This window comes from Alitiscatomonas aceti (assembly GCF_025567195.1).
Lineage (GTDB): Bacteria > Bacillota > Clostridia > Lachnospirales > Lachnospiraceae > Alitiscatomonas > Alitiscatomonas aceti.
Genome location: NZ_JAOQJF010000004.1, coordinates 73,860 through 96,948, shown reverse-complemented (window position 1 = coordinate 96,948; position 23,089 = coordinate 73,860). Strand labels below are relative to the sequence as shown.

Annotated in this window: 22 protein-coding genes; 6 read left to right on the top strand and 16 right to left on the bottom strand. The window is 53.7% G+C overall.

What is annotated here, in order from left to right:
* Positions 1–22: 22 nt before the first annotated feature.
* Positions 23–754, bottom strand: a complete 732-nt coding sequence (locus OCV69_RS03135) for a CpsB/CapC family capsule biosynthesis tyrosine phosphatase (RefSeq protein ID WP_262562967.1) — start codon at positions 752–754, stop codon at positions 23–25.
* A gap of 211 nt (positions 755–965) precedes the next feature.
* On the opposite strand from OCV69_RS03135, the gene OCV69_RS03130 reads away from it, so the two are divergent.
* Complete coding sequence (locus tag OCV69_RS03130) at positions 966–1,319, top strand: helix-turn-helix domain-containing protein (RefSeq protein WP_022273100.1); 354 nt, start codon at positions 966–968, stop codon at positions 1,317–1,319.
* Between the two features lie 122 nt (positions 1,320–1,441).
* Here OCV69_RS03130 and tsf read toward each other — a convergent pair whose 3' ends face one another.
* From tsf to OCV69_RS03090, 8 genes are all read right to left on the bottom strand, one after another.
* Complete coding sequence (gene tsf, locus OCV69_RS03125; protein ID WP_158357491.1) at positions 1,442–2,383, bottom strand: translation elongation factor Ts; 942 nt, start codon at positions 2,381–2,383, stop codon at positions 1,442–1,444.
* A 74-nt stretch (positions 2,384–2,457) separates the two neighbouring features.
* Positions 2,458–3,192, bottom strand: a complete 735-nt coding sequence (rpsB, locus tag OCV69_RS03120) for a 30S ribosomal protein S2 (protein WP_022273098.1) — start codon at positions 3,190–3,192, stop codon at positions 2,458–2,460.
* A gap of 224 nt (positions 3,193–3,416) precedes the next feature.
* Complete coding sequence (codY, locus tag OCV69_RS03115) at positions 3,417–4,199, bottom strand: GTP-sensing pleiotropic transcriptional regulator CodY (protein WP_022273097.1); 783 nt, start codon at positions 4,197–4,199, stop codon at positions 3,417–3,419.
* Positions 4,200–4,347: 148 nt separating this feature from the next.
* Positions 4,348–6,426 carry a type I DNA topoisomerase gene (topA, locus tag OCV69_RS03110; RefSeq protein ID WP_158357493.1) on the bottom strand — a complete coding sequence of 693 codons (2,079 nt, stop codon included), beginning with the start codon at positions 6,424–6,426 and terminating at the stop codon, positions 4,348–4,350.
* 7 nt (positions 6,427–6,433) lie between these two features.
* Complete coding sequence (gene dprA, locus OCV69_RS03105; RefSeq protein ID WP_158357495.1) at positions 6,434–7,525, bottom strand: DNA-processing protein DprA; 1,092 nt, start codon at positions 7,523–7,525, stop codon at positions 6,434–6,436.
* Between the two features lie 11 nt (positions 7,526–7,536).
* Complete coding sequence (locus tag OCV69_RS03100) at positions 7,537–9,072, bottom strand: YifB family Mg chelatase-like AAA ATPase (RefSeq protein ID WP_158357497.1); 1,536 nt, start codon at positions 9,070–9,072, stop codon at positions 7,537–7,539.
* A 222-nt stretch (positions 9,073–9,294) separates the two neighbouring features.
* Positions 9,295–10,236, bottom strand: a complete 942-nt coding sequence (locus tag OCV69_RS03095; protein ID WP_158357499.1) for an alpha/beta fold hydrolase — start codon at positions 10,234–10,236, stop codon at positions 9,295–9,297.
* A 55-nt stretch (positions 10,237–10,291) separates the two neighbouring features.
* Entirely contained in the window at positions 10,292–11,197 is a 906-nt protein-coding gene (locus OCV69_RS03090) for a LysR family transcriptional regulator (protein ID WP_158357501.1), read from the bottom strand.
* Between the two features lie 121 nt (positions 11,198–11,318).
* On the opposite strand from OCV69_RS03090, the gene OCV69_RS03085 reads away from it, so the two are divergent.
* Complete coding sequence (locus tag OCV69_RS03085; protein WP_022274041.1) at positions 11,319–11,915, top strand: chromate transporter; 597 nt, start codon at positions 11,319–11,321, stop codon at positions 11,913–11,915.
* Complete coding sequence (locus tag OCV69_RS03080; protein WP_158357503.1) at positions 11,899–12,480, top strand: chromate transporter; 582 nt, start codon at positions 11,899–11,901, stop codon at positions 12,478–12,480. Before OCV69_RS03085 ends, OCV69_RS03080 begins: the two co-directional genes overlap by 17 nt.
* A gap of 7 nt (positions 12,481–12,487) precedes the next feature.
* Here OCV69_RS03080 and sigK read toward each other — a convergent pair whose 3' ends face one another.
* From sigK to OCV69_RS03045, 7 genes are all read right to left on the bottom strand, one after another.
* Positions 12,488–13,126: an RNA polymerase sporulation sigma factor SigK gene (gene sigK, locus OCV69_RS03075; RefSeq protein WP_158357505.1), complete on the bottom strand. Its 639-nt coding sequence runs from the start codon at positions 13,124–13,126 to the stop codon at positions 12,488–12,490.
* Positions 13,127–13,249: 123 nt separating this feature from the next.
* On the bottom strand, positions 13,250–14,680 hold the full coding sequence (pepD, locus tag OCV69_RS03070) for a beta-Ala-His dipeptidase (RefSeq protein WP_158357506.1): 1,431 nt from the start codon (positions 14,678–14,680) through the stop codon (positions 13,250–13,252).
* An 18-nt stretch (positions 14,681–14,698) separates the two neighbouring features.
* A complete protein-coding gene (locus OCV69_RS03065) occupies positions 14,699–15,856 on the bottom strand; it encodes an iron-containing alcohol dehydrogenase (protein ID WP_158357507.1) in 1,158 nt (385 codons plus the stop codon).
* Between the two features lie 19 nt (positions 15,857–15,875).
* A complete protein-coding gene (locus OCV69_RS03060; protein ID WP_158357508.1) occupies positions 15,876–17,213 on the bottom strand; it encodes an ABC transporter permease in 1,338 nt (445 codons plus the stop codon).
* Positions 17,200–19,104, bottom strand: coding sequence for a COG1361 S-layer family protein (locus tag OCV69_RS03055; RefSeq protein ID WP_158357509.1), 1,905 nt, complete (start codon positions 19,102–19,104; stop codon positions 17,200–17,202). The genes OCV69_RS03060 and OCV69_RS03055 overlap by 14 nt, the downstream gene beginning before the upstream one ends.
* Positions 19,101–19,826, bottom strand: coding sequence for an ABC transporter ATP-binding protein (locus tag OCV69_RS03050; RefSeq protein ID WP_262562976.1), 726 nt, complete (start codon positions 19,824–19,826; stop codon positions 19,101–19,103). The genes OCV69_RS03055 and OCV69_RS03050 overlap by 4 nt, the downstream gene beginning before the upstream one ends.
* A gap of 145 nt (positions 19,827–19,971) precedes the next feature.
* The gene (locus OCV69_RS03045) at positions 19,972–20,784 is read right to left on the bottom strand and encodes a hypothetical protein (RefSeq protein ID WP_158357511.1); all 813 of its coding nucleotides are present in this window, start codon (positions 20,782–20,784) and stop codon (positions 19,972–19,974) included.
* A gap of 181 nt (positions 20,785–20,965) precedes the next feature.
* On the opposite strand from OCV69_RS03045, the gene pyrB reads away from it, so the two are divergent.
* The 3 genes from pyrB to OCV69_RS03030 are packed head-to-tail and all read left to right on the top strand — an operon-like array spanning position 20,966 to position 23,052.
* Positions 20,966–21,889: an aspartate carbamoyltransferase gene (pyrB, locus tag OCV69_RS03040; protein ID WP_158357512.1), complete on the top strand. Its 924-nt coding sequence runs from the start codon at positions 20,966–20,968 to the stop codon at positions 21,887–21,889.
* Positions 21,883–22,305, top strand: a complete 423-nt coding sequence (locus tag OCV69_RS03035) for an aspartate carbamoyltransferase regulatory subunit (protein WP_022274031.1) — start codon at positions 21,883–21,885, stop codon at positions 22,303–22,305. Before pyrB ends, OCV69_RS03035 begins: the two co-directional genes overlap by 7 nt.
* Positions 22,306–22,308: 3 nt before the next feature.
* On the top strand, positions 22,309–23,052 hold the full coding sequence (locus OCV69_RS03030; protein ID WP_158357513.1) for a sulfite exporter TauE/SafE family protein: 744 nt from the start codon (positions 22,309–22,311) through the stop codon (positions 23,050–23,052).
* Positions 23,053–23,089 lie beyond the last annotated feature (37 nt).

Genomic DNA, 23,089 nt, shown 5'->3' with positions numbered 1-23,089 from the left:
CATTCTTCCCCTGTTGTTCATTCTATCTGACTGCACCGTCCTCCAGGATCCTCCTGGAATTTCCTTCCGTCAGACTTTTTTTGTATTCTGCATCCACATTTTTGTCCAGCCAGTCCAGCGCTCTCTTTATTTCCGGCGGCCGGTGATCCATCTGGTGCATATCGGTGCTTAAAAAATGGATCCGGTGCTCCCTGATCTGCTTCCGGCACCAGAATACGTCCCGGTCATACCATCGCCCCGTAAGGCTTTCATAATTGACCTGAAACAATGCGCCCATCTCCCGGAGACGCTCCAGCATCCCGCTTTCCCGGAGACATCCGTACCTCTCCGCATGGGCTAAAACAGGAATATACCCCAGACCACAAAGATTCCGGATCCCCCGGCTCATCCGTGAAAACGGCGCTGCCGGATCGAATTCCACAAGGATATAGCTGCTGTCTGCCAGGGTCAGGGCCTGTCCGCTCAAAAGCCTGTCGCCCAGGTCCTCATGATAATAAAGCTCCTGACCCAGATACAGCTGAAAATCCGGGCAGCTCTTCCAGATCTCCGTCTGCACGCTTTTCAGAAGCTGTCTGTATTCATCTGGATCGCCCCGCCTGGAGAAATGGGGGGTGGCGATCACTGCGCGGATCCCCTGGCTGGCTGCTGAGACAGCCAGAGCGATGCTTTCTTTGAGATCCCTGGCTCCGTCGTCCACCCCCGGCAGGATATGCGCATGTATATCAATGATCTTTTTTCTGTCCAATTCCCGCAAAAATCTCACCTGTTCTCATGGTCTGCGCATTGCATTCCATATTTTTCATAAGATACTCTACCACAGTATAAAAATAAATTCAAGGTTTTTTCGCTTAAAACAGGTGTTGAATGTATGTTTAAAACAGGTGTGATAGTTTTTTATATTCTGGTACTACTATTGAGCTGTTGGTTTAAAATTCCAGATTCATACAAAGAAAGTGAGGTCTCCCATGCAACTTTACGACCGGATCGCTGCCGGCGACCGTATCCGGCAGCGGCGGCTTCTTCTAGGAATGACCCAGGAAGAGCTCGCTGAAAAGATCGGACGCGCCTACAAATACTGCCAGGATATTGAACGCGGCAGCTGCGGCATGTCCATTGAAACCCTGATCCTTCTATCCTCAAGTCTGAATGTTACCATGGACTACATCATCTATGGATACGAAGACACCGAACCAAAGACTCCGGAACAGCTTTTGGAAATGGAAGCCGTCGAAGAACTCCTTGGGCACTGCAGCGAAAAAAAGCGCTCCTATGCCATGGAGCTTCTCCGGCTCTTTTTAAAGGCCTGCGACGAAAAATAGCCAGAAATGAAAAAAGCCCGCACCAGATCAATCTTCTCTGGTTCGGGCCATTTTCGTTAAAAAAAAAGCCCTGGATCCCTCCAGAGCTCTTAAAATCTTTCTATGCTGTTTTGACGGGAAGCTTACTGTCCCATCTGCTTTGCAACCTCTGCTGCAAAGTCCTCGTTCTTCTTTTCCATTCCCTCGCCGGTCTCGAAGCGGACGAACTTCTTAACAGCGATCTTTGCGCCGTTGGCCTTTGCAACCTCAGCCACATACTGGGATACGGACTGCTTGCCGTCCTCTGCCTTTACATAAACCTGGTCTAAGAGGCAGATCTCTTTCATTTCCTTGTTGATACGGCCCTGGATCATGCCCTGGATCACCTTCTCCGGCTTGGAAGCCTCCTTGGGATCGTTCATGATCTGCGCCATCAGGATGCTCTTCTCATGCTCGATGAAATCGGCGCTGATCTCGCTGCGGTCGGTATACTGGGGCTTTAAGGCTGCACACTGCATTGCCACGTTTCTTGCCATTTCCTTAACAGCGTCGTTTACAACGTCTGTCTCAACATCCACAAGAACACCGATCTTACCGCCGGCATGGATATAGGAAGCAACGAAACCGTTCTCCTCCTTTACCTGCTCAAAACGGCGGATATTCATGTTCTCACCGATGATGGAGATCTGGGAGGACAGAGCCTCTTTTACGGTCATGGACGGATCCTTTTCCCATTTCTCTTCCATAAATGCATCCATATCTGCTGCGCTGGTGTTCAGAGCCTGGGCTGCAACGTCAGCTGCGTAGGTCTGGAACTTCTCGTTCTTTGCCACGAAGTCTGTCTCAGCGTTTACCTCTACAACTACTGCGCTCTTCTCGTCTGCGGAAAGGGCTGTAACAACGATACCCTCTGCTGCGATACGGCCAGCCTTCTTAGCTGCGCCTGCAAGTCCTTTTTCACGTAAGAACTCAACGGCCTTGTCCATGTCGCCTTCGGTAGCTGCAAGAGCCTTCTTGCAGTCCATCATTCCGGTGCCTGTCATTTCTCTTAATTCTTTTACCATTGCGGCTGTTACTGCTGCCATGTTCGTTTCCTCCGATTTATGAATATACTCAAACGGCCGGATTCCCACGGAAACCCGGCCGGCACTGCTGAGATTTAAGCCTCTGCAGACTCTTCCTCTGCAGCCATCTCTTCAACTGCTTCTGCTTCGCCCTGGTTTGCCTCGATCACTGCGTCAGCCATCTTGGACACGATCAGCTTAACGGCTCTGATGGCGTCGTCGTTACCCGGGATCACATAATCCAGCTCTTCCGGATCGCAGTTTGTATCAGCGATACCGATCAGCGGGATTCCCAGAGTGTGGGCTTCCTGTACGCAGATTCTTTCCTTCTTCGGATCTACAACAAAGATCGCATCCGGGATCTTCTTCATTTCCTTGATGCCGCCCAGGTTCTTCTCTAACTTCTCCCACTCTTTCTTAAGAGCGATTACTTCCTTCTTAGGAAGTACGTCGAAGGTTCCGTCCTCAGCCATCTTCTCGATCGCTTTTAATCTTGCGATTCTGGACTGGATGGTCTTGAAGTTGGTGAGCATGCCGCCCAGCCATCTCTCGTTTACATAGAACATGTTGCAGCGCTCTGCCTCTGTCTTGATGGCATCCTGGGCCTGCTTCTTTGTTCCTACGAACAGGATGGTGCCGCCGTCTGCAGCGATGTCAGCGATGGCCTTGTAAGCCTCGTCAACCTTGCCTACGGATTTCTGAAGATCGATGATGTAGATACCATTTCTCTCAGTGTAGATGTACGGAGCCATTTTGGGGTTCCATCTTCTTGTCTGGTGGCCGAAATGTACGCCGGCTTCCAGAAGCTGCTTCATTGAAATAACGCTCATTTTCTTTCCTCCATATGGTTTTTTTCTTCCGCCTGCATCTGACTTCCTCAAAGACCGCCGGTTTCGGCAGCACCATTTTCAGAATCCGCAGACGTGCATATTGTCAGCTTTTCAAATATAACATAAGTATTCCCGGTGTGCAAGTGTTTTTTCACATTCTTTTGCAAAAAAGAAAGCGCCGTCCGATACCGGAAGCGCCCTCTTTTCCATATTCCGCAGGCAGATTACTTGTTGCCCGTCTTTTTCAGGTTCTTTAACTCGTCAAAGATCACGTCGTTGAGGACCTTGATATACGTTCCCTTCATACCGGAGGACCGGGACTCGATGACACCGGCGCTCTCAAATTTCCTCAAAGCATTTACGATAACGGAACGGGTGATGCCCACACGGTCTGCGATCTTGCTGGCAACCAGGATCCCTTCATTTCCGTCCAGCTCGTCGAAAATATGCGTGATGGCTTCCAGCTCTGAAAACGAAAGCGTGCTGATGGCCGATTTCACGATCTGCACCTTTCTGGTCTCCTCCGCGTTCTCCTCGTTGACCGAGCGCATCATTTCCAGTCCGACTACGGTGGTGCCGTACTCGCATAAGATGATATCGTCAATGTCGTACTGTTCGTCCGCTTTATAGATGAACAGTGTTCCAAGACGCTCTCCGGCAATATCGATGGGAGTAATGATCGCCTGGTACTTCTTTACATTTTCTTCTGCAAATCCCAGTGTGGCGAGATTTACGTTTTCTTTTGTGGAAAGTACGCTTAACAGACGTTCATTGAGCATTTTATCAATATAGCCGCCCACCTTGTCCTCGATCAGCTCATGGATCTCATCCACCTCCGGACAGATGCTCACTCCAAGAACCTTTCCCTTCTTACTGATCACCAGGATATTTGACAGTAAGATCTCGCTCAGTACCTTACAGATATCGTTGAATACCACTTTGTGAGAATTGTTGTTATGAAGTAATTTGTTAATTTTTCGGGTCTTGTCCAATAATTCCACACTCATTATCCGAAAACCTCCTTCTCTTCACAATATCGTATAGCAAAAATGTTCTTTCACGAGAATTGTAACACGATATTTCATGAATATCAAGACTTTTTCGTTTAATTAAGAAATATTTATCCTTTATTTCATAAAGGTGTCACATTTCCCCCTATGAGTCTTGTCTATTTTTCACAAAACCGCACTGTTCATTGGAGCATGCCAGCTTGTTTCCCTTTTCAACCATATAGCTTCCGCATTCCGGACATTTCTCTCTGGACGGCTTCTGCCAGGAAATGAAATCACATTCCGGATTGCCCTCGCAGCCGTAAAATTTTCTTCCCTTTTTCGTCTTTTTGATGACCACTTCTTTTCCGCATTTGGGACAGGGGATTCCCGTTTTTTCAAAATACGGCTTCGTGTTGCGGCATTCAGGGAAGCCGGGACAGGCCAGGAACTTCCCGTGGGGGCCATATTTGATGACCATGCGCCTTCCACAGAGCTCACACAGCTCATCGGACTCCTCGTCGGCAATATGAACGGTTTCCAGGGTCTCCTTTGCTTCCTCAACTGCTTCGCAGAGATCCGGATAAAAGTTTCTTACAACAGTCTTCCAGCTGGTGTTTCCCTCCCCCACGCTGTCCAGGAGGAATTCCAGGTTCGCTGTGAAGGTAAGGTCCACAATGCTGGGGAAGCACTGCTTCATGATCCGGTTTACCACCTCGCCCAGCTCCGTCACATAGAGATTCTTATTTTCTTTGGTGATGTACCGTCTCGACAGGATCGTGGTGATGGTGGGAGCATAGGTACTGGGACGTCCGATGCCCTGCTCCTCCAGAGCCTTTACCAGGGAGGCCTCCGTATAATGGGCCGGCGGCTGGGTAAAGTGCTGTGCGTCCTCCAGGCTTACCAGCTCCAGCTCCTGGCCCTTTTCCAGCTTTGCCAGAAGCTGGTTCTTTTCTTCCTTATCGTCAGCCTCCATATAGACTGACATAAAGCCGTCAAACTTCACCCTGGAGGCCGTCATGGTGAACTGGACTCCTTCTGCACCGATCTTTACGGATGTGGTCTCATAAACGGCTGCTGCCATGCGGCTGGCAGCAAACCGCTTCCAGATCAGCTGGTATAAGCGGAACTGGTCCCTGGACAGGGACTCCTTCACCTGCGTCGGGGTCAGGGCAATATTGGTAGGACGGATGGCCTCATGGGCATCCTGGATCTTTCCCGATGCCTTTTTCTCGCTCTCCCGCTGGGAAACGTACTGGCTGCCGTACTGCTCTTCAATAAAGGCTCTGGCCGTCTTGTCCGCCTCCTCGGCCACGCGGGTGGAGTCGGTCCTCAGATATGTGATAAGACCGATGGTGCCATGGCCCTTCACGTCCACGCCCTCATATAACTGCTGGGCGACCCGCATGGTCTTCTGAGTAGAGAAATTCAGGGCCTTGGAGGCCTCCTGCTGCATGGTGCTGGTGGTAAATGGGATCGGGGGCTTTTTGGTCCTCTCTCCGTTTTTGATCTCCTCCACCAGGAATTTCTTTCCCTCCAGAAAGCTCCGGATCTCCTCCATTTCAGCACGGCTCCGGATCTCGGTCCTTCCGTTCTGGTCGTGGTGGAACCTGGCAGTCATGGGCTTTCTGGCTCCCGGAGCCTTAAGTCCCGCCTCCAGGCTCCAGTACTCCTCGGGGATAAAGGCCGCGATCTCGTCCTCCCGGTCGCAGATCATCCGCAGGGCCACCGACTGGACACGGCCGGCGCTTAAGCCCCTTTTTACCTTTTCCCAGAGGATCGGGCTGATGCTGTATCCCACCATACGGTCCAGCATACGCCTGGCCTGCTGGGCGTCCACCAGGTTCATATCAATGGCTCTGGGCTCCTTTAAGGATGTTTTCACCGCGTTTTTCGTAATCTCATTGAAGCTGATCCGATATACCTTTTTATCCTTCACCTCATCCAGCTTCAGCGCCTTTAACAGATGCCAGGAGATGGCTTCCCCCTCCCGGTCCGGGTCCGTTGCCAGATAGATCTTATCGGCCTTCTTGACTTCCTTTCTCAGCCTGGCAAGGACCTCGCCCTTTCCACGGATCGTAATATATTTCGGTTCAAAATCGTTGTCCACATCAATGCCGAACTGGCTTTTGGGAAAATCCCGTACATGACCGCCGGACGCGTCCACCTCATAGCTGGATCCTAAAAATTTCTTAATAGTTTTCACCTTTGCAGGAGACTCTACGATCACAAGATTACTGGCCATACCAACCTCACAACTTTCTGCAATAATATTGATCCCCGTTCCCCTGGACCATTCCCATCAATTCCAGTTTCAGCAAACATTCCATTGTTTCCGTGACGGATAAGCCGCACGCATCCATGATCTCTTCCAGGGTTCCGGACCGCGAATCTAAGAAACTATACACCATATTTTCATTCTTTGCAAGCCTCTTTTCTGTTTTTTTATCGGCCCTTGTCTTTTTTTCAAATTTTATCCCAAAGGCCTCCAGCACATCCTCCGGCCCCAGGCAGACGGCGGCTCCGTTCTGGATCAGCCGGTTGCAGCCGCGGCTTAGGGGATCTGTGATCCGCCCCGGGACGGCAAATACCTCTTTCCCCTGCTCCAGAGCCAGGTCGGCAGTGATCAGGGAGCCGCTTTTTTCCCTGGCCTCCACCAGGATGACCGCGTCCGAAAGGCCGCTGATGATCCGGTTCCTCATGGGAAAATTCATGGGAAGCGGGCTTGTTCCGGGTACGAACTCAGACAGGACGCCTCCCTGTGTTTCCATTTTATGGAACAATCCATAGTTTTCCCTGGGATAGCACCGGTCGGCTCCGCAGCCCAGGACCGCAAAGGTCTTCCCTCCCGCCTCCAGCGCGCCCTTATGGGCCGCTCCGTCGATGCCCAGGGCCAGGCCGCTGATCACCTGGACGCCAGCCTCCGCCAGACGGAAGGCCAGCCGCTCTGCGGTTTGACGGCCCAGCTCCGTGCAGCTTCTGGCCCCTACGATGGCCGCCGTAAACCGGTCCTTTGCTGGAAGGGTTCCCCGGACGAACAGCCCCGCCGGACGGTCCCTGAAGGGAAGGAGCCGTCCGGGGTATCCCTCCTCCCACCAGGCAATAAACCGGAGCCCTCTTTTTTCCAGGGCTGCAAAGTCCTCCCGGAGCTCTTCTTCCCGCAGCCGGGCTTCCAGAAGCCCGGAAAGTCTTCCATGGCTTAAAAGCCCAGACCGCTCCAGCTCCCTTTTTTCCGCCTTCCATATGTGCTCATAGCTGCCAAAATGTTCATACAGCCTTTGGGCTGTGACTGCTCCGGTCCCGGCTGCGTGAAGGAGCAGATAAAGGTATTCTTTTTCTGTCATGATCCTCCCCCCTAACCGTTTTTCCAGTACCGCTGCCGGATCCGCACATAGGATACGGCCTCGCTGAGATCCTTTGTGAGGATCTGCTCCCGGCCATCCAGATCCGCCGCCGTCCGGGCCACCTTCAGGATCTTCCCGTACATCCGGACTGAAATTCCCAGACTGAAAAAAATATGCTCCATGAATTCACTTTCTTCCTTATTAAGTGGACAGAACCGGCGGATCTGTCCTCCTCCCATCTCCCCGTTGCACCGGATGGAAAGCCCTTTAAACCGCTCTCTCTGGATGGCCCGGGCCGCTTCTACCCTGGCGCGGATGGATGCCGAGCTCTCATTTTCCGCCTTCCCCTCCATCTCCTCATAGGTCACTGCCTGGGCCTCCACGCAGATATCCATCCGGTCCAGGAGCGGCCCGGAGATCTTTCCCAGATACCGGCTCACCTCCCCTGCGGTACAGGTGCATCTGGACAGGTCCGGATAGTGTCCGCACCTGCATGGATTCATGGCCGCCACAAGCTGGAAATCAGCCGGATAGCTGCACGTTCCGTAAACCCGGGAGATGGTGACCTGGCGCTCCTCCAGAGGCTGTCTCAGGGCCTCCAGGGCCCCCCGGCTCATTTCCGGAAGCTCGTCCAGAAACAGGATCCCTCCGGTGGCCAGAGATATCTCCCCGGGCTTTGGCCGGCTCCCTCCGCCGGTCAGGGCCTGGGCCGATACCGTATGATGGGGCGCCCGGAAAGGCCGTCTCCGGATCAGAGGCTCCTCCCCGCTAAGAAGATTGCAGACACTGTATATTTTTGAGATTTCGATCTGCTCCTCCTGGGTCATTGCCGGAAGGATCGTCGCAAGCCTCCGGGCCACCATGGTCTTTCCAGATCCCGCCGGGCCGATCATTAGGAGATTGTGCATCCCGGCCACTGCCACCTCAGCCGCCCGCCGCAAAACCTTCTGCCCGTTGACCTCTGAAAAATCCCCGGCGTATTTCTCCTGGCCCGTGTCTGTTCCCGGCCTTTCCCGGCGCTCATACTCCTTTATGGGACCCGCTCCCTTAAGGAGCTCCATAAGACTCTTAAGATCCCCAGCTCCCACCAGGCCGATCCCCTGGATCATGGACGCCTCCTCCAGATTCTCCTCTGGCAGGAACAGCCGCGTAAACCCCAGCTCCTGGGCCCGGACCGTAAGGGTAAGGGCTCCCGGGATCCCCTTGATACGGCCGTCCAGCCCCAGCTCCCCCAAAAACAGCCACGTTTCCTCCGGGGCCGGGATGATCCCGTAGGCCGTCAGGATCGCCGCCGCAATGGCAAGATCAAAGCCCGTTCCCTCCTTTCTCAGATCCGCAGGAGACAGGTTGATGGTCACCTTTTTTGGCGGCAGCTCCACTCCCAGGTTCCGGATGGCCGTCCGGACCCGGTCCTGGGCCTCCCGCACCTCAGAGGCCAGGTATCCCACAAAGGACCAGCCGGGAAGGCCTCCGCTCACATCCGCCTCCACAGACACCTGGGTCCCCCACATGCCCTGGAGATAAATACTATTCACTTTTCCAAACAAGTCTTATCTTCCCTTCTTTCCGAAATACGCCGCAGCTTTGCGGCATGCTCCATATTTTTGTCCTCTGGTCTTCATGGAAATTCTCTGATCGCTTTTGAAATGAATAAAGAGTTTATTTGAAATCATCTTAGAAAGCTTTTGTCTGATTCCTACTATACCGGATGCCGGCTGGAATTTCAAGCCTTATTTTAACCCGGGGCGGCTACAGCCCCGGGCCCGGTTTTAACTATTCTGTTCCTCCAGATGCCCCAGAATCCAGGAAAGAAGATCCTCCCGTACCTCCTCCCGGTTGGTCTCATTGAACAGCTCATGGCGGGCGTCCTTATAAAAGCCCAGGGTAATATCCCGGCAGCCTGCGTCTGAAAACCGCTTATACACCTTTCTGACCCCTCTTTCGTTTTCTCCCACCGGATCCCGGTCCCCGGAAAGCAGAAGAAGGGGCATGTCCGTCCGCATCCTTCCCAGCCGTTCTGCCCGCTGGTCCATGAGGATCACCCGGAAAAAATCCCGGTAGGCCCCGGCAGTAAAAAGGAACTGGCAGTACGGATCTGCTTCAAAGCTCCTGGCCTTTTCCATATCCCTGGTAAGCCAGTCGTGGTCCGTCTGTACCGGCCAGAATTTCCGGTTATAATTTCCCAGGGACAGCTCGTGGAGCAGACGGCTCCGGCTGCGGCTCCCCCTTATGGCGCTCACCAGAGACGCCAGACACCATCCGGCAAATACCATTCCCTCTGGCTGGGAGCCCGTCCCCATGAGGATCACGCCGTCGGGCCCGTCCTCATAGACGGTCAGGGTCCGCCTCACCATAAATGAGCCCATGCTATGGCCCAGAAGGAACAGCCGCTTTCCTCTGTATCTCCTTTTTCCATAAAGCGTCAGCCTGCGCACGTCCTTCACCAGTGAAAGCTCCCCATCCCTGTCTCCAAAGTATCCCAGATCCTCTTTTTCCGCCGCAGTCCTTCCATGGCCCAGATGGTCGTGGCCATAGACGGCGATCCCCCGGTCTGCCAGCCATTCTGCCGTTTCCCGGTAGCGCCCCGTATGCTCCATCATCCCGTGGACGATCTGTACGGCTCCCAGGATCTCCCCGTCCGGCAGCCATTCCATACAATGGAGCCTGGAGTGTCCGTCGCTGGACGGAAGGTAAAATTCCCTTTCTCTCATTCCTTTTCCCCTTTCTTCTGAAATTTCATCACCTGTCTCAAATCCCGGAGCGGCATTATCTTCCGCCGGAAGCGTCCTTGTCCAGCTGGATCCACTCCTCGCAGAGCTTCTTCAGCTCGCTGGAAAAAACGCTGCCCTTGTTCCACAAAAACAGAAATTCATGGTCCATGGAAAAGTCCTCCAGACGGATCTCCTTTAAAAGCCCCTGCCGGATCTCCTGCTCCACCGCAGCCTCGTACAAAAAGGCGATCCCGCAGTCCCGGACCAGCAGGCTCACCATGGTATGGATGTTCTCCACCTCGGCATAATGAATAAAATCGCTGATCTTAAGGTTTCTGGCTGCCAGGTTCCTTTCAAGGATCTTCCGGCTTCCGGAGCCCTTTTCCCTGAGGATCAGCCGCTCCCCGAGAAGATCCTTAAGCTTCTGTTTCCCAGCGGGAAGGGCATGTCCGGCAGCACAGACCGGGATGTACCACTCCCTGCGGAACAGCTCCGTATCAAACTCCTCTGACCGGATATACCCCTCGCTTAAGGCCAGATCCATCTCCCCTGCCCGGAGCGCCTCCAAAAGCCGGTCCGTGTTGCCGAACCGCAGGCATACATTCACGTCCGGATGGAGGTTCAGATACCGGGCCAGAGGCCCTGTGACCGCATATTCCCCAATGGTCATGGTCACGCCCATGGTCAGCGTCCTTACAGCGTTCCCGGACTCCCGCATCCGTTTTTCCATGGCTCTCTGGTGATTTTCCATGGTGATCATGGTCCGTTTAAGGATCTCTCCCGCCCGGGTCAGCTCCAGCCGCTTCCCGTCCCGGACAAACAGCTCTGCGCCGTATTTCTTTTCCAGGAACCGGATATGCTGGGATACCGCCGGCTGGGTAATGTGAAGCTCCTCCGCCGCCGCAGTAAAATTCATATGCCGGCAGGCCGCCAGGAACGTTTCGATCCGAAAATCCAGCATTCCTCATCCCTCCTCCCTTTTATCATAACGTATTTTTATCGTTGTATCAATATATATAATTTTACTTTCTTATAAAATCTGGATATAATGGCCTCATCAAACAACAGGAAAAGAAATCATCATGTTACAAAAAAAGAACCTGGAACAGCTGTGGATCCTTTTTAAATCCATGTTCCTCCTGAGCGCCTGCACCTTTGGCGGCGGCTTCGTCATCGTATCTCTTATGAAGAAAAAATTTGTGGAAGAGCTGAAATGGCTGGAGGAGGATGAAATGTTAGACATCACGGCCATCACCCAGTCCTCTCCCGGCCCCCTGCCGGTCAATGCCTCTGTGATCATCGGCTACCGGATGCAGGGCATCCCCGGCTCCCTGGCCGCAGTCCTGGGGACCATCCTTCCGCCCATGTTCGTGATCTCCCTGATCTGTGTCTTTTACACAGAATTCCGGCAGAATCTCTATATTGCCGCCGCCCTCCAGGTCATGCGGGCAGGCGTTGCGGCCGTGATCCTGGACGTCACATGGAATCTGGCAAAAAACGTCTGGAACAGCCATTCCGTGTTCTATACGTCCCTCATGGTCCTCTCCTTCTGCGGAGCGTATTTCTTCGGTGTCAGCGCCATGATCATCATTCTGATCTGCCTTGTCATCGGGATCACAGAGGCGGTCCTTACGTCTTATAAAAAGAAAGGGGTAACCGGAAATGAATCTTTTAATTAGCTTATTTTTCTCCTTCATCCAGGTGGGCATGTTCTCCGTAGGCGGAGGCTACGCCGCGATCCCGCTGATCCAGGACCAGATCGTAAACGTCCACAAGCTGATGACCATGGCTGAGTTTACGGATCTGATCACCATTGCTGAGATGACCCCAGGCCCGGTCTCCATCAACTCCTCCACCTTTGTGGGAACCCGGTTGGCAGGTCCCCTGGGCGCAGTCCTCTGCACTCTGGGCTGTATCATCCCCTCCTTCATCATCTGTCTGACCCTGGCCCACTTTTACTATAAATACCGCTCCTTCTCCGGCGTCCAGACGGTGCTCTCGGCCCTGCGCCCGGCGGTGGTTGCCATGATCGGCTCCGCTGGAATGTCCATTCTGATGCTGGCACTGTTCAACACCAGCTTTTATAATATCTCCCTGGCAGCCCTGCGCCCCATTGAGCTCATACTGTTTGCCGGGTCCCTGTTTCTGTTAAGAAGATTCCATGGAAAGGTGGGGGCCGTCTCCATCATCCTGGGCTCCGGAGCCGTGGGGACCCTGGCCTATGTCCTGTGCGGAGCCCTGTAAACCGCCCCTACGCCGTATACCCATCCCTCTGGAATTCCTCGCGCAGCTTTTCCACCGCCCTTTTCTCGAGCCTTGAGACATAGGACCTGGAGATCCCCAGCTGCCCGGCGATCTCCCTCTGGGTGTGCTCCTTAGAGCCGAAAAGGCCGTATCTCAGACGGATCACGGTCTTTTCGGTATCTTTCAGATTCTGTTCATAGGCCTCGTAAAGCTTTCTCACATCCTCCTTCAGGATGACCTGCTCCACTGCCTCCTTCCCTTCCATCTCCAGAATATCCATGAAGCTCACGGTCTCGCCGTCCTTGTCGGTACCGATGGGGTCATAAATAGAGACCTCTTTGGAAAATTTTTTCCCGGCCCTGAAAAGCATCAGGACCTCATTCTCTACACACCTGGCCGCGTAGGTGGCCAGTCTCGAGCCCTTCTCCATATTATAGGAATCCACCGCCTTTATGAGTCCGATGGTCCCCACAGACAGAAGATCCTCGGTCTCATAGCCGGAGTTCTGGTATTTTTTTATGACATGGGCGACCAGGCGCATGTTCCGGCTGATCAGCACATTCCTTGCCTCCCGGTCACCCTCTTTGTACTGCCGGAGGTACTCTCTTTCTTCCCTGGCTGTTAATGGCTGCAAAAACGTCTTCAAAGAAAGCCACCTTAGAGCATTATTAATCTATCTTATGCTCAGGCGGCTTTCCAGGTGCTTTTACATATTTTTATTTTCAGTATGCCGGACGTTTACCGGCAGAGGGGCCGGGCCCCTGGCTGTTTATAAGTGCTCCAGGAAGGTCTTCAGCACCTCGAAGGTCTGGTCAAAGGATTCCAGGTTCATCTGCTCCTGGGGCGTATGGGCGCCGTCGGTCTCGGCTCCCAGGGTCACCACGTCAAGGCCTGGGATCATGTCGCAGAACACTCCGCACTCCAGGCCGCCGTGGGTGGCCAGAAGCTCCATCTCCGTCCCCTTCACCTCTTTATATGCCTTTAAAAGCGTATTTCTGAGGGCTGAATCCGGATTGAATTCCCAGGACGGGAACTTGCTGTATACGTCCACGGTCATATCGTAGATACCGGCCAGGATGCACAGTTCCTTTTCCATCTGGTCCCGCCAGGACATTTTTTCTGCCCGGAGGGAATACTGGAACTCCACGTAATCCTCCTTACACCGTACAGACGCCAGGTTTTCTGACGCCACCGGAAGGTTCTCGATCTGAAGGCTCCTGTGGCGGAGTCCCGTGGGCAGGAGGTACATAAGATCCACCAGGTCTGCGCTGGTCTCTTCGCTCATGGCCCTGGTGCAGGCAGCCGTCTCCAGTGTCACCGAAAGCTCCGGCTCCTGGAATTTCAGCTCATTCCGGATCTCAGCCGTTATGGACTCCATGGCCCTTTCGATCTGCTCCCTGGGCGCTCCGCTGGCAAACACAGCCTCGCATTCCCTGGGAATGGCGTTGTTCTTTAAGCCGCCGTCCAGGCTTACGATCCGAAGATCCGAGCTTCCGGAGATCTCCTTTAAGATCCGTCCGCAGATCTTTAAGGAATTGCCCAGCTCCAGGATGATGCAGCTTCCGGAATGGCCTCCCTTTAAGCCTGTGATGAACAGACGGTAGGCCGGAAGGGCACAGTCCTCATATTCCACAGGCTTTTTAAGGCCCACCATCTCGCCTCCGGCGCTGGTGGTGCACGTTCCCTTTCCGCGTCCGCCGAAATCCAGGTTCACATATTTTTTCGCCGTAAAATACTCCGTCTTTAACGCAAAGGCCCCGTTTAAGCCTACCTCCTCCTGGACTGTAAAGGCACATTCCAGGGCCGGGTGGGGCGTATCCATATCCAGAAGCGCCAGCATATAGGCGCAGCCCATGCCGTCGTCGGCTCCCAGGGTCGTGCCTCTGGCCTTTAAGATCCCGTTTTCAATGTAAAGATCAATGGGATCCAGGTCGAAATCATGGGTGCAGTCCGCATTCTTTTCGCAGACCATGTCTGTATGTGCCTGGAGGATCACCGCGCCGTGGTCCTCATAGCCCGCAGACGCCGGCTTATAGATCACCACATTGCCGATGGTATCCCTTTTATAGTCCAGGCCTCTGGTCCTGGCAAAGTCCTCCAGGTAGTCTGATACCCGTTCCTCCTTAAAGGAAGCCCTGGGGATCCTGGAGAGTTCCTCAAAATATTTCTGATGCAGCTTTTCATGATCCAGTACGTTCATATGGTTTCTCCCTTCCGCCTACATGGCTTCCTTAAAGATCTGGAGGATCTCATCCTTCGTCAGCTCCACATACGTTCCCTTCATACGGGATGCGGACTTTTCTGCCATGATCTCCAGATATTTTTCGTCGATCCCCACCTCGGACAGCCTTGACGGAAGCCCCAGGGCCTTAAAATAATCGGCCGTCCGTTTGATGGCCAGCTCTGCCGCCTCCATAGACGGCAGATCCGCCGGCACGTCCCAGACGTTGACGCCGTAGGTACGGAACTTTTCCACCGTCCTGGTGTTTAATACATGGCGCATCCAGTGGGGCGTCAGGATCGCCAGACCAGCTCCATGGGTGATATCGTAATACGCCGACAGCTCATGCTCCATGGGGTGGACCGACCAGGGAACCAGCTTTCCCAGCTTCAGAAAATCGTTAATGGCCCAGCTTCCAGCCCACATGAGATTGGCCCGGGCCTCATAATCATCGGGATGCTCCACCGCCCGGATCCCGAACTGGATACAGGTCTTAAGGAGCCCCTCGGCCATGCGGTCCTGCATATATCCCTCGGCATTGGAGAAATACGATTCCAGGATATGGGACATGATATCCGCCGTGCCCGCGGCTGTATGCCAGGCGTTGACGGTCTCTGTGTAGGAGGGGTCCATAATGGCCGCCTTTGGACGGATATGTTCGCTCTTGGTCCCCAGCTTATTGTTGGAGGCCATATCGGAGATCACGGCCGCCGTGTCCATTTCCGAGCCGGTGGCCGCCAGGGTAAGGACCGCAACGATAGGAAGGGCTGCCTGGATCTTCTTCCCGTCCAGTACCAGGTCCCAGGCGTCGCCGTCATAAAGGGCACCGGCGGCAATGATCTTGGCACAGTCGATGGTGGAGCCGCCGCCGATGGGGAGAACGACTTCGATATTTCCAGCCTTGCAGAGCTCTGCGCCCTTTCTCACTGTTTCGATCCTGGGATTGGGCTCCACGCCCCCCAGCTCTTCCCATGCAATGCCTTCATGCTCAAGGATCTCTGTCACACGGTCAAAAATACCGTTCTTTTTCACGCTTCCCCCGCCATAGACGATCAGCGCCTTCTTCCCGTAGGGACGCACTGCCTGGGACACATGTTCGATCTGCCCCTTCCCAAAATAAATGGTGGTGGGGATGGAATAAATAAAATTCTCCATAGATGCCTCCTTTTCCTGCCTATTCGTTTCTGATGGCTGCCAGAGGGCTCAGCTTCATGGCCCTTAAGGCCGGGAACAGTCCTGCCAGCATACCGATGACAATGGCAAAGCCCACGGCCGCCGCCGAAAGCCACATGGGGATGCGGGAAATATCCCCGCCGCCTCCGCCCATGCCCATGAGCCCGGAACCGAGAAATTTATTGATCAGGCTGGAAACGCCGTAGCTTAACAAAAGCCCGGCCGCTCCGCCCATGAGCCCGATGAATCCGGCTTCAATGAGGAACATGCTGCGGATGTCTCCCAGGGCGCACCCCAGCACCTTCAGAACGCCGATCTCCCTGGTCCTTTCGTAGATGGACATCATCATGGTATTGGCGATACCGATGGCCGCCACAAAAAGGGATACGGCTCCGATGCCTCCCAGCACCGCCTGGATCATATCCATCTGCTCCTGGGCCTGCTCCAGCCACTGCATGCTGCTGTGGGCCTCATATCCCATATCCGTTACAGCCGCCTGCACCTCCATGACGTTGTTCATATCGTCCACATAGACATACGCGTTGTCATAAACGTAATAGTTATAGGGCTTTCCCTTTTTATTGACGGGCTGCCCGGGGATCGGGTTCTTTTTATAGATACGCTTTAACTGGGTCTTCAGGATCTCCACGTCCGTGTATATGCCATAGCTGTATTCATTATACATCGGATTTCCGTTTTCGTCAGTATCACTTTTTACAAGTCCGCTGACAGGAAACACATATTTTTTCTGCTTGCCGCTTTCCTCGGCTCCGGAACTCTGGAACATGGTAAAAAACGGCTTTCCGTAAAGATCCACCGCCGGCTGCTCTCCCGTCTCCCAGAAGCCCCTGCCTGTTTTGGCGTCCCAGAAGTTCTGGGCGACCATGGGACCCACCACCAGCTCCATGGTGCCGGAGGACGGATCCGGAAGCCGTCCCTCCCCCAGCTCGATCTCCTCCAGGGCCTCGCGGCTTAAGCCCTCGATCCTGGAGGAGCCTTCGTACGCGCCCTGGCGCATCTGCACATAGGTGGAGAGCACCGGGGAGACGGCCTTCACATGGGGGATCCCTTTAAAGCTTTCGATGGTCTTATCGGTGATAAAGCCGTCCTCCTCGTTTTCCGAGCCGCCCATGCCATAATTCCGGTACACCTCGATCTTTGTAAGGCTTCCCGAGGACTCGTACTGCTCCACCGTGATCTCCTTAAGGCCGATGCCCAGGGAGACCATGACCACGATGGAGGCGGTTCCGATAACGACGCCAAGGACCGTAAGACCGGTCCTCAGCTTTCTTCGTCTCAGATTGTTAATGCTCATCCGGAGCAGATCAGAGAATTTCATCGTCCATTCCCGCTTTCTTCTTTTTCCGCTTGATAAGAACAACGACCAGTATCAGAAGGACGGCGGCTGCGGCTCCCAGGGGAACGGCATATTTCTTAAGAAGCTCCATTTTCGTGGGCTCCGGCTCCGGGATGTCCATATTTCCCACGTCCATGGACGGATCGTCCATGATCACCGGCTCTGTCACAAAGAGCTGGACCTCCTTTTCCACCGGCGTCACCACGCCGTTTTCGTCCTCGTATGTAATGGTAAGGCGTATCTTCCCTTCGTCCATGGTCGGGGCAGCTCCGGCGACCATGACATCCACGTTGCCGCTCTCTCCGGGCTTTATATTGCCCACATAGCTCTCCGCCCGCTGGATGGAATCCGCCTCAAAAATGGCGGTCACGTTATAAAGGGTCACCTTTCCCGTGTTGTTGATGGGGAACATGATGTTGGTCTCGGTCCCCACCTCGATGGAATCGGGCATGACCTCGATGGTTCCCGTATTGAGCCTGGCCTCCTGCTTTAAGGCCACGGCGATCTTCACCGTCTCCTTGGCATTTTTAAACTCCGGGCTGTCGTACTGCTCTGTAATGGTGATGTTATAGGCCCGCTGCTCGGCGCTGGGGCTGGAGGTGAATTTCATGGTCAGCACCTCCGACGCTCCGGGAGCCAGGCTGTTGACCACCACCGAGTTGGAGCCGTTGGCCGTGGTGAACACAGGACTGTTTTCCACTGCCTCCGGTTCAAAGGTGAAAAGGATATTGGAGGCCGTAATGTCGCTGGATGCGTTTTTCATCTTCACCTTCAGCGTAAAATCCTGACCCGCCAGGATCCTGGCCGGATCCGTCTCAAAGCTGTCCACGATGATACGGGCCTTGGTCCTTTCGTTTTCTCCGGCGTCATCAGAAAGCTCGTCCTCCTCGTCCTTTCCGATGACCCGCACATAAAAGGTATCCTCCACCGGCGTTAAGAACGCCCCGTTTTCCTCTTCCCTGTACCGGATCTTAAATTTAATGGGATAATAGCCGCTCTTTGCCTCCTCCCGGATGGCCATGCTGTACGGCACCTCCACGGTCTGGTCCGGGTTTATATTGTTCATCCAGCGGTCATAGTTTCCATCGTTGATCTCAAAGGGGAACTTGGTGATATCCTCGGAAAGCTCCATTTCCACCCGCACGTCGTAGGCGGTCTTGTAGCCTGTGTTCCTGAGGTTCATATTAAAATTCATGACCTCATTGTAGTTTGCCTGGGGTGTGGACTGGTTCTCTCCCAGGGCAAAGCCGATGGGCTCGGTGCTGGACTCGTCGGATTCAGAGGTGGAAGACGCCTCCTTTGTCTCTGCCCATACCATGACGGTCTTCTGGAACTCGCCCGACATGCCGTCCTCGCCTCTGGAACGCTTGGAAATATACAGCTTTACAGGATAATAGCCTTCCTTCAGGTTCTTTTTTACATTGACCCGCAGGTTTACGGTCTTTTTAGCCCCTGCGTTGATGTGGCCGATCTTATAGTGCTTATTCAGGCTGTCGGTGATCTCAAAGGGGTAGGTGGCGTTCATGGTCTTGATGATCTCGCCGTCCTCGTCCTCGATCTCGTCGTAATATCCCTGGTAATCGGCCTCCGGCGCGATCCAGATCTCACTCTCCAGCCAGTCTGTATCGGTGGTATTTTTTACGGCAATGGAGATAGTGGAAGATTTTCCGATGGTGATGGAGGGAGTTTTCCCGATCACGATGCGCACCACTTCATTATCGTCATCCTTATGGAAGACCTTGGGGATCTCCAGATCCTCGTTCTCCGTCTCCTTCTCGTCTGCCAGGGCTGTAAAGGCTGTGGAGGGCGCCGCCCCCAGAAGCACCGCCGCTGCCATAAATAAAATAAATATCCGCTTTAACCGCTCTCTCATAGATTTTCCCCGCTTTCTTTTTCCTCTGTCATTTTCTTCTGGGGCGTTTCCTCCCGGGCCGCCTCCAGGTCCGCTTCTTTATGGTTTTCTTCAATGCTGACGATCTTTCCGTCAATGATCTTGATGATCCGGTCCGCATAGGTGGCCAGATTGTTGTCATGGGTCACCATCACCAGAGTCTGGTTCCGTTCCCGCACAATGGTCTGCATCAGCTTTAAGACCTCCATGGTGGTTTTGGAATCCAGGTTTCCTGTGGGCTCGTCTGCAAAAATGATCTGGGGATCCACCGCCAGGGCTCTGGCGATGCCCACCCGCTGCTGCTGGCCGCCGGACATCTGGTTGGGCATATGGGTCATAAATCTTTCCAGGCCCACCAGCTTCAGATATTCCTTGGCCCGCTTGGCCCGCTTGGCCTTTCCCATTCCTCGGAAGGACAGGGGAAGGGCCACATTCTCCACTGCGTCCATGGTGGCGATCAGGTTATAGGACTGGAAGATAAACCCCACCCGCTCCCGCCGGAACGTCACAAGCTGCTTCTCGTTCAGCTTTTCTATATGCTTTCCGGCAATGACGATCTCTCCCTTAGAAGGGTGCTCCAGACCGGCCAGCATGTTCAGCAGTGTGGATTTTCCCGAACCCGAGGGGCCTGTAATGGCACAGAATTCTCCCCGGCGGATATCCAGATCCACACCGTTTAACGCATAGACCTTCGTATCGCCCATGCGGTATACCTTATAGAGATCCCGTACCCGGATCACCACTTCCCGCTTTTTCTCCGCTTCCACGCGCATCCCTCTCCTTATATTTCTTTCTATATGCCTGTTATCATTATATAAAAACCATGTCCCATTGGATATAAAGAATTGCTTAACAATTCTTACAAATTTTTGCGCCCTCCGTGCGTCTCTGGAATTCCCGCAGGTATTCCTCCAGGGATACGTACTGGCCGTTGTTGACCCGGTACGCCGGGTTCCACATGCGGATCACCTGTATATCGGCCTTGGCCAGATCCTTTACAGGCTTAAACCGGCGGTCTGCCGGCAGGATATCGCCAGCCACCACGTCCTTCCATTTCATATAAGTCTCCTGGTTCTTCTTCGTTTTTTTATTCTGGAACACCTCCATGGCCACCAGGCGGAAGATGTCCTCACCGCAGCAGATAATGGTCCTGGGCTCCAGGAGCTGGATCTGCCGCTTCAGAAATTCCGAATAATAAAATCCGTAATCCATGCTGATATCATCGGCTGCGCCCTTTCCTCCCCTCTTATTCACGTAGATCACCGCCGTTTTCAAAAGAGGGGCTTTATCGCCGGACGCGGATCCTCCGTCCAGGATCCTTTTCATCCCCCTCAGATAAGGCAGGTACTCCACTTCCCCCGACGGGCTCCTGCCTGTCCGCAGGTCTCTCCGGACATCAGAGACCACCGGCATGGTCTGGCCCTTTCTGATCTGCTTTTTCATGCTGGTCTCCTTCAGTATGAAAAGAGTCCCATCGTAATGCTCCGGGGACACAGCGCCGTCTATATGAAAGCTCCTGGGGTCGATCTCCTCATAGCACGTGCTCCCAAAGGGCTCCTCCTCCATCTGCTGCATCATCTGCCATAAAAGATACAGCTCCTCCAGGCTCCCGCATCTGGCAGCCTGGCCTTCTATTACGATCTGCTCCATGGTTTTTCTCATTGGTTTCTCCATCCACTTAAATTTTCATTTGAGGATATTATAACATATTTTTGAAAAAAATGTAGAATTTCCCCTGGCTATCCGTTATAATGATGGTACCAGGGCCAGAATGCCAAGGACCCGGCGCGGCCTTGTCCGCCGGCAGCTTTCCGGCCCGGGATCAATGAAAGGAGAATATTTCATGAGACATTTACTGAGTCCTCTGGATCTTTCCGTCGAAGAGACTGATCAGTTATTATCCCTGGCATCTGACATCGAAAAGAATCGCTCCAAATATGCCCACGTATGTGACGGCAAAAAGCTGGCGACTCTTTTTTTTGAGCCCAGCACCAGAACACGGCTGAGCTTTGAATCCGCCATGCTGAGCCTGGGCGGCAGCGTCCTCGGCGTTTCTTCGGCTGATTCCAGCTCTGCGGCCAAAGGCGAGAGTGTTTCCGATACGATCCGCGTGATCTCCTGCTACGCTGACATCTGCGCCATGCGCCACCCCAAAGAGGGATCCGCATACGTGGCGGCCTCCAAATCCTCCATCCCTGTGATCAATGCCGGAGACGGCGGCCACCAGCATCCCACCCAGACCCTGACCGACCTTCTGACCATTAAAAGCTTAAAGGGACACCTGGGGGACATGACTGTGGGACTCTGCGGCGACCTGAAATTTGGCCGTACGGTCCACTCCCTGATCCACGCCCTGGTACGCTACCCGGGGATCCGTTTCGTACTGATCTCTCCGCCGGAGCTTAAGGTGCCCGATTACATCAAGGAAAACGTCCTGGACGCCAACCACATCCCCTACCGTGAGACCACCAACCTGGACGACGCCATGGAGGAGTTAGATATCCTGTACATGACCAGAGTCCAGAGAGAGCGTTTCTTCAACGAAGAGGATTACATCCGCATGAAGGACTGCTATATCCTTGACCAGGAAAAAATGAAGCTGGCAAAACCCGATATGTTCGTTCTTCACCCCCTTCCCAGGGTCAACGAGATCTCCGTGGAGGTGGACGACGATCCCAGAGCCGCCTATTTTAAGCAGGCCCAGTACGGCGTTTATGTACGTATGGCTCTGATCATGACTTTACTGGAGGTGGAAAAACCATGTTAAATATCAGCGGCATCAAAGAAGGCGTTGTTTTAGATCACATCCAGGCCGGAAAGAGCATGGAGATCTATAAATATCTGGGACTGGGAAAAATGGACTGCACCGTGGCCATCATCAAAAACGCCCGGAGCAGCAAGATGGGGAGAAAAGACATCATAAAGATCGAGGGCCCCCTGGATTCCCTGGACCTGGATGTATTGGGCTATATCGACCACACCATCACCGTCAACATCATCCGGGATGAGCGGATCGTGGAAAAGCGCTGCTTAAGCCTTCCCGACCGTCTTGTCAACGTGATCCACTGCAAGAATCCCCGGTGCATCACATCCGTGGAGCAGGAACTTCCCCATATCTTTTATCTGGCTGATAAAGAAAAGGAAGTCTACCGCTGCCAGTACTGTGACGAGAAGCACAGCTAGGCCATGCTGACCATCCCTGTTTTTCTGGCGGTCACAGCGGCCTATATCGTAAAAGGCATGTGCGGCTTTGCCAACACCCTGGTCTTCGGCACTCTGGCAGGATTTTTCACTGACAATGTGAATATTTCTCCGGTAGATCTTCTGTTGGGCTATCCCTCCAATCTGTGGATCGCCTGGACGGAACGGAAGGGGATCCGGCCAAAGATCTGGGTCCCTCTGAGCCTCCTGGTGATCGCTGGCTCCATACCAGGGGTGTTCTTTCTGAAGACCGGAGATGCCAGGAGCATAAAGATCCTTTTCGGCTTTGTGGTGGTATTCTTAGGTCTGGAAATGTTTTTAAGGGAGAGGAAAGCCTCTGGATCCGGAACCCCCGGCTCTGGAAAAAGCGCGTCCCCGGCTCTTCTGGTGATCATAGGACTCCTCTCCGGTATCCTCTGCGGGCTTTTTGGGGTCAGCGCCCTCCTTGTGGCCTATGTGAGCCGTACCGCCGGAGACCAGAGCCAGTTCCGGGCCAACAACTGTATGGTTTTTCTGGCAGAAAACACCTTCCGCCTGTTCCTCTATGGATCCACAGGGATCCTGACCCTGGAGGCTGCAAAAACGGCCCTCTGTCTGGCTCCCTTTATGGTCCTGGGACTTTTTATCGGGATCTTTTTCCACAGGCGGCTGCCGGAGCGGACAGCCAGGCTGTCAGTGACTGTCCTTCTGATGGTCTCCGGACTCTCTCTGATCCTGGATCACTTATAAGCCGGCTGTCCTATGACAAAAAAGACGTTTTCCTCCA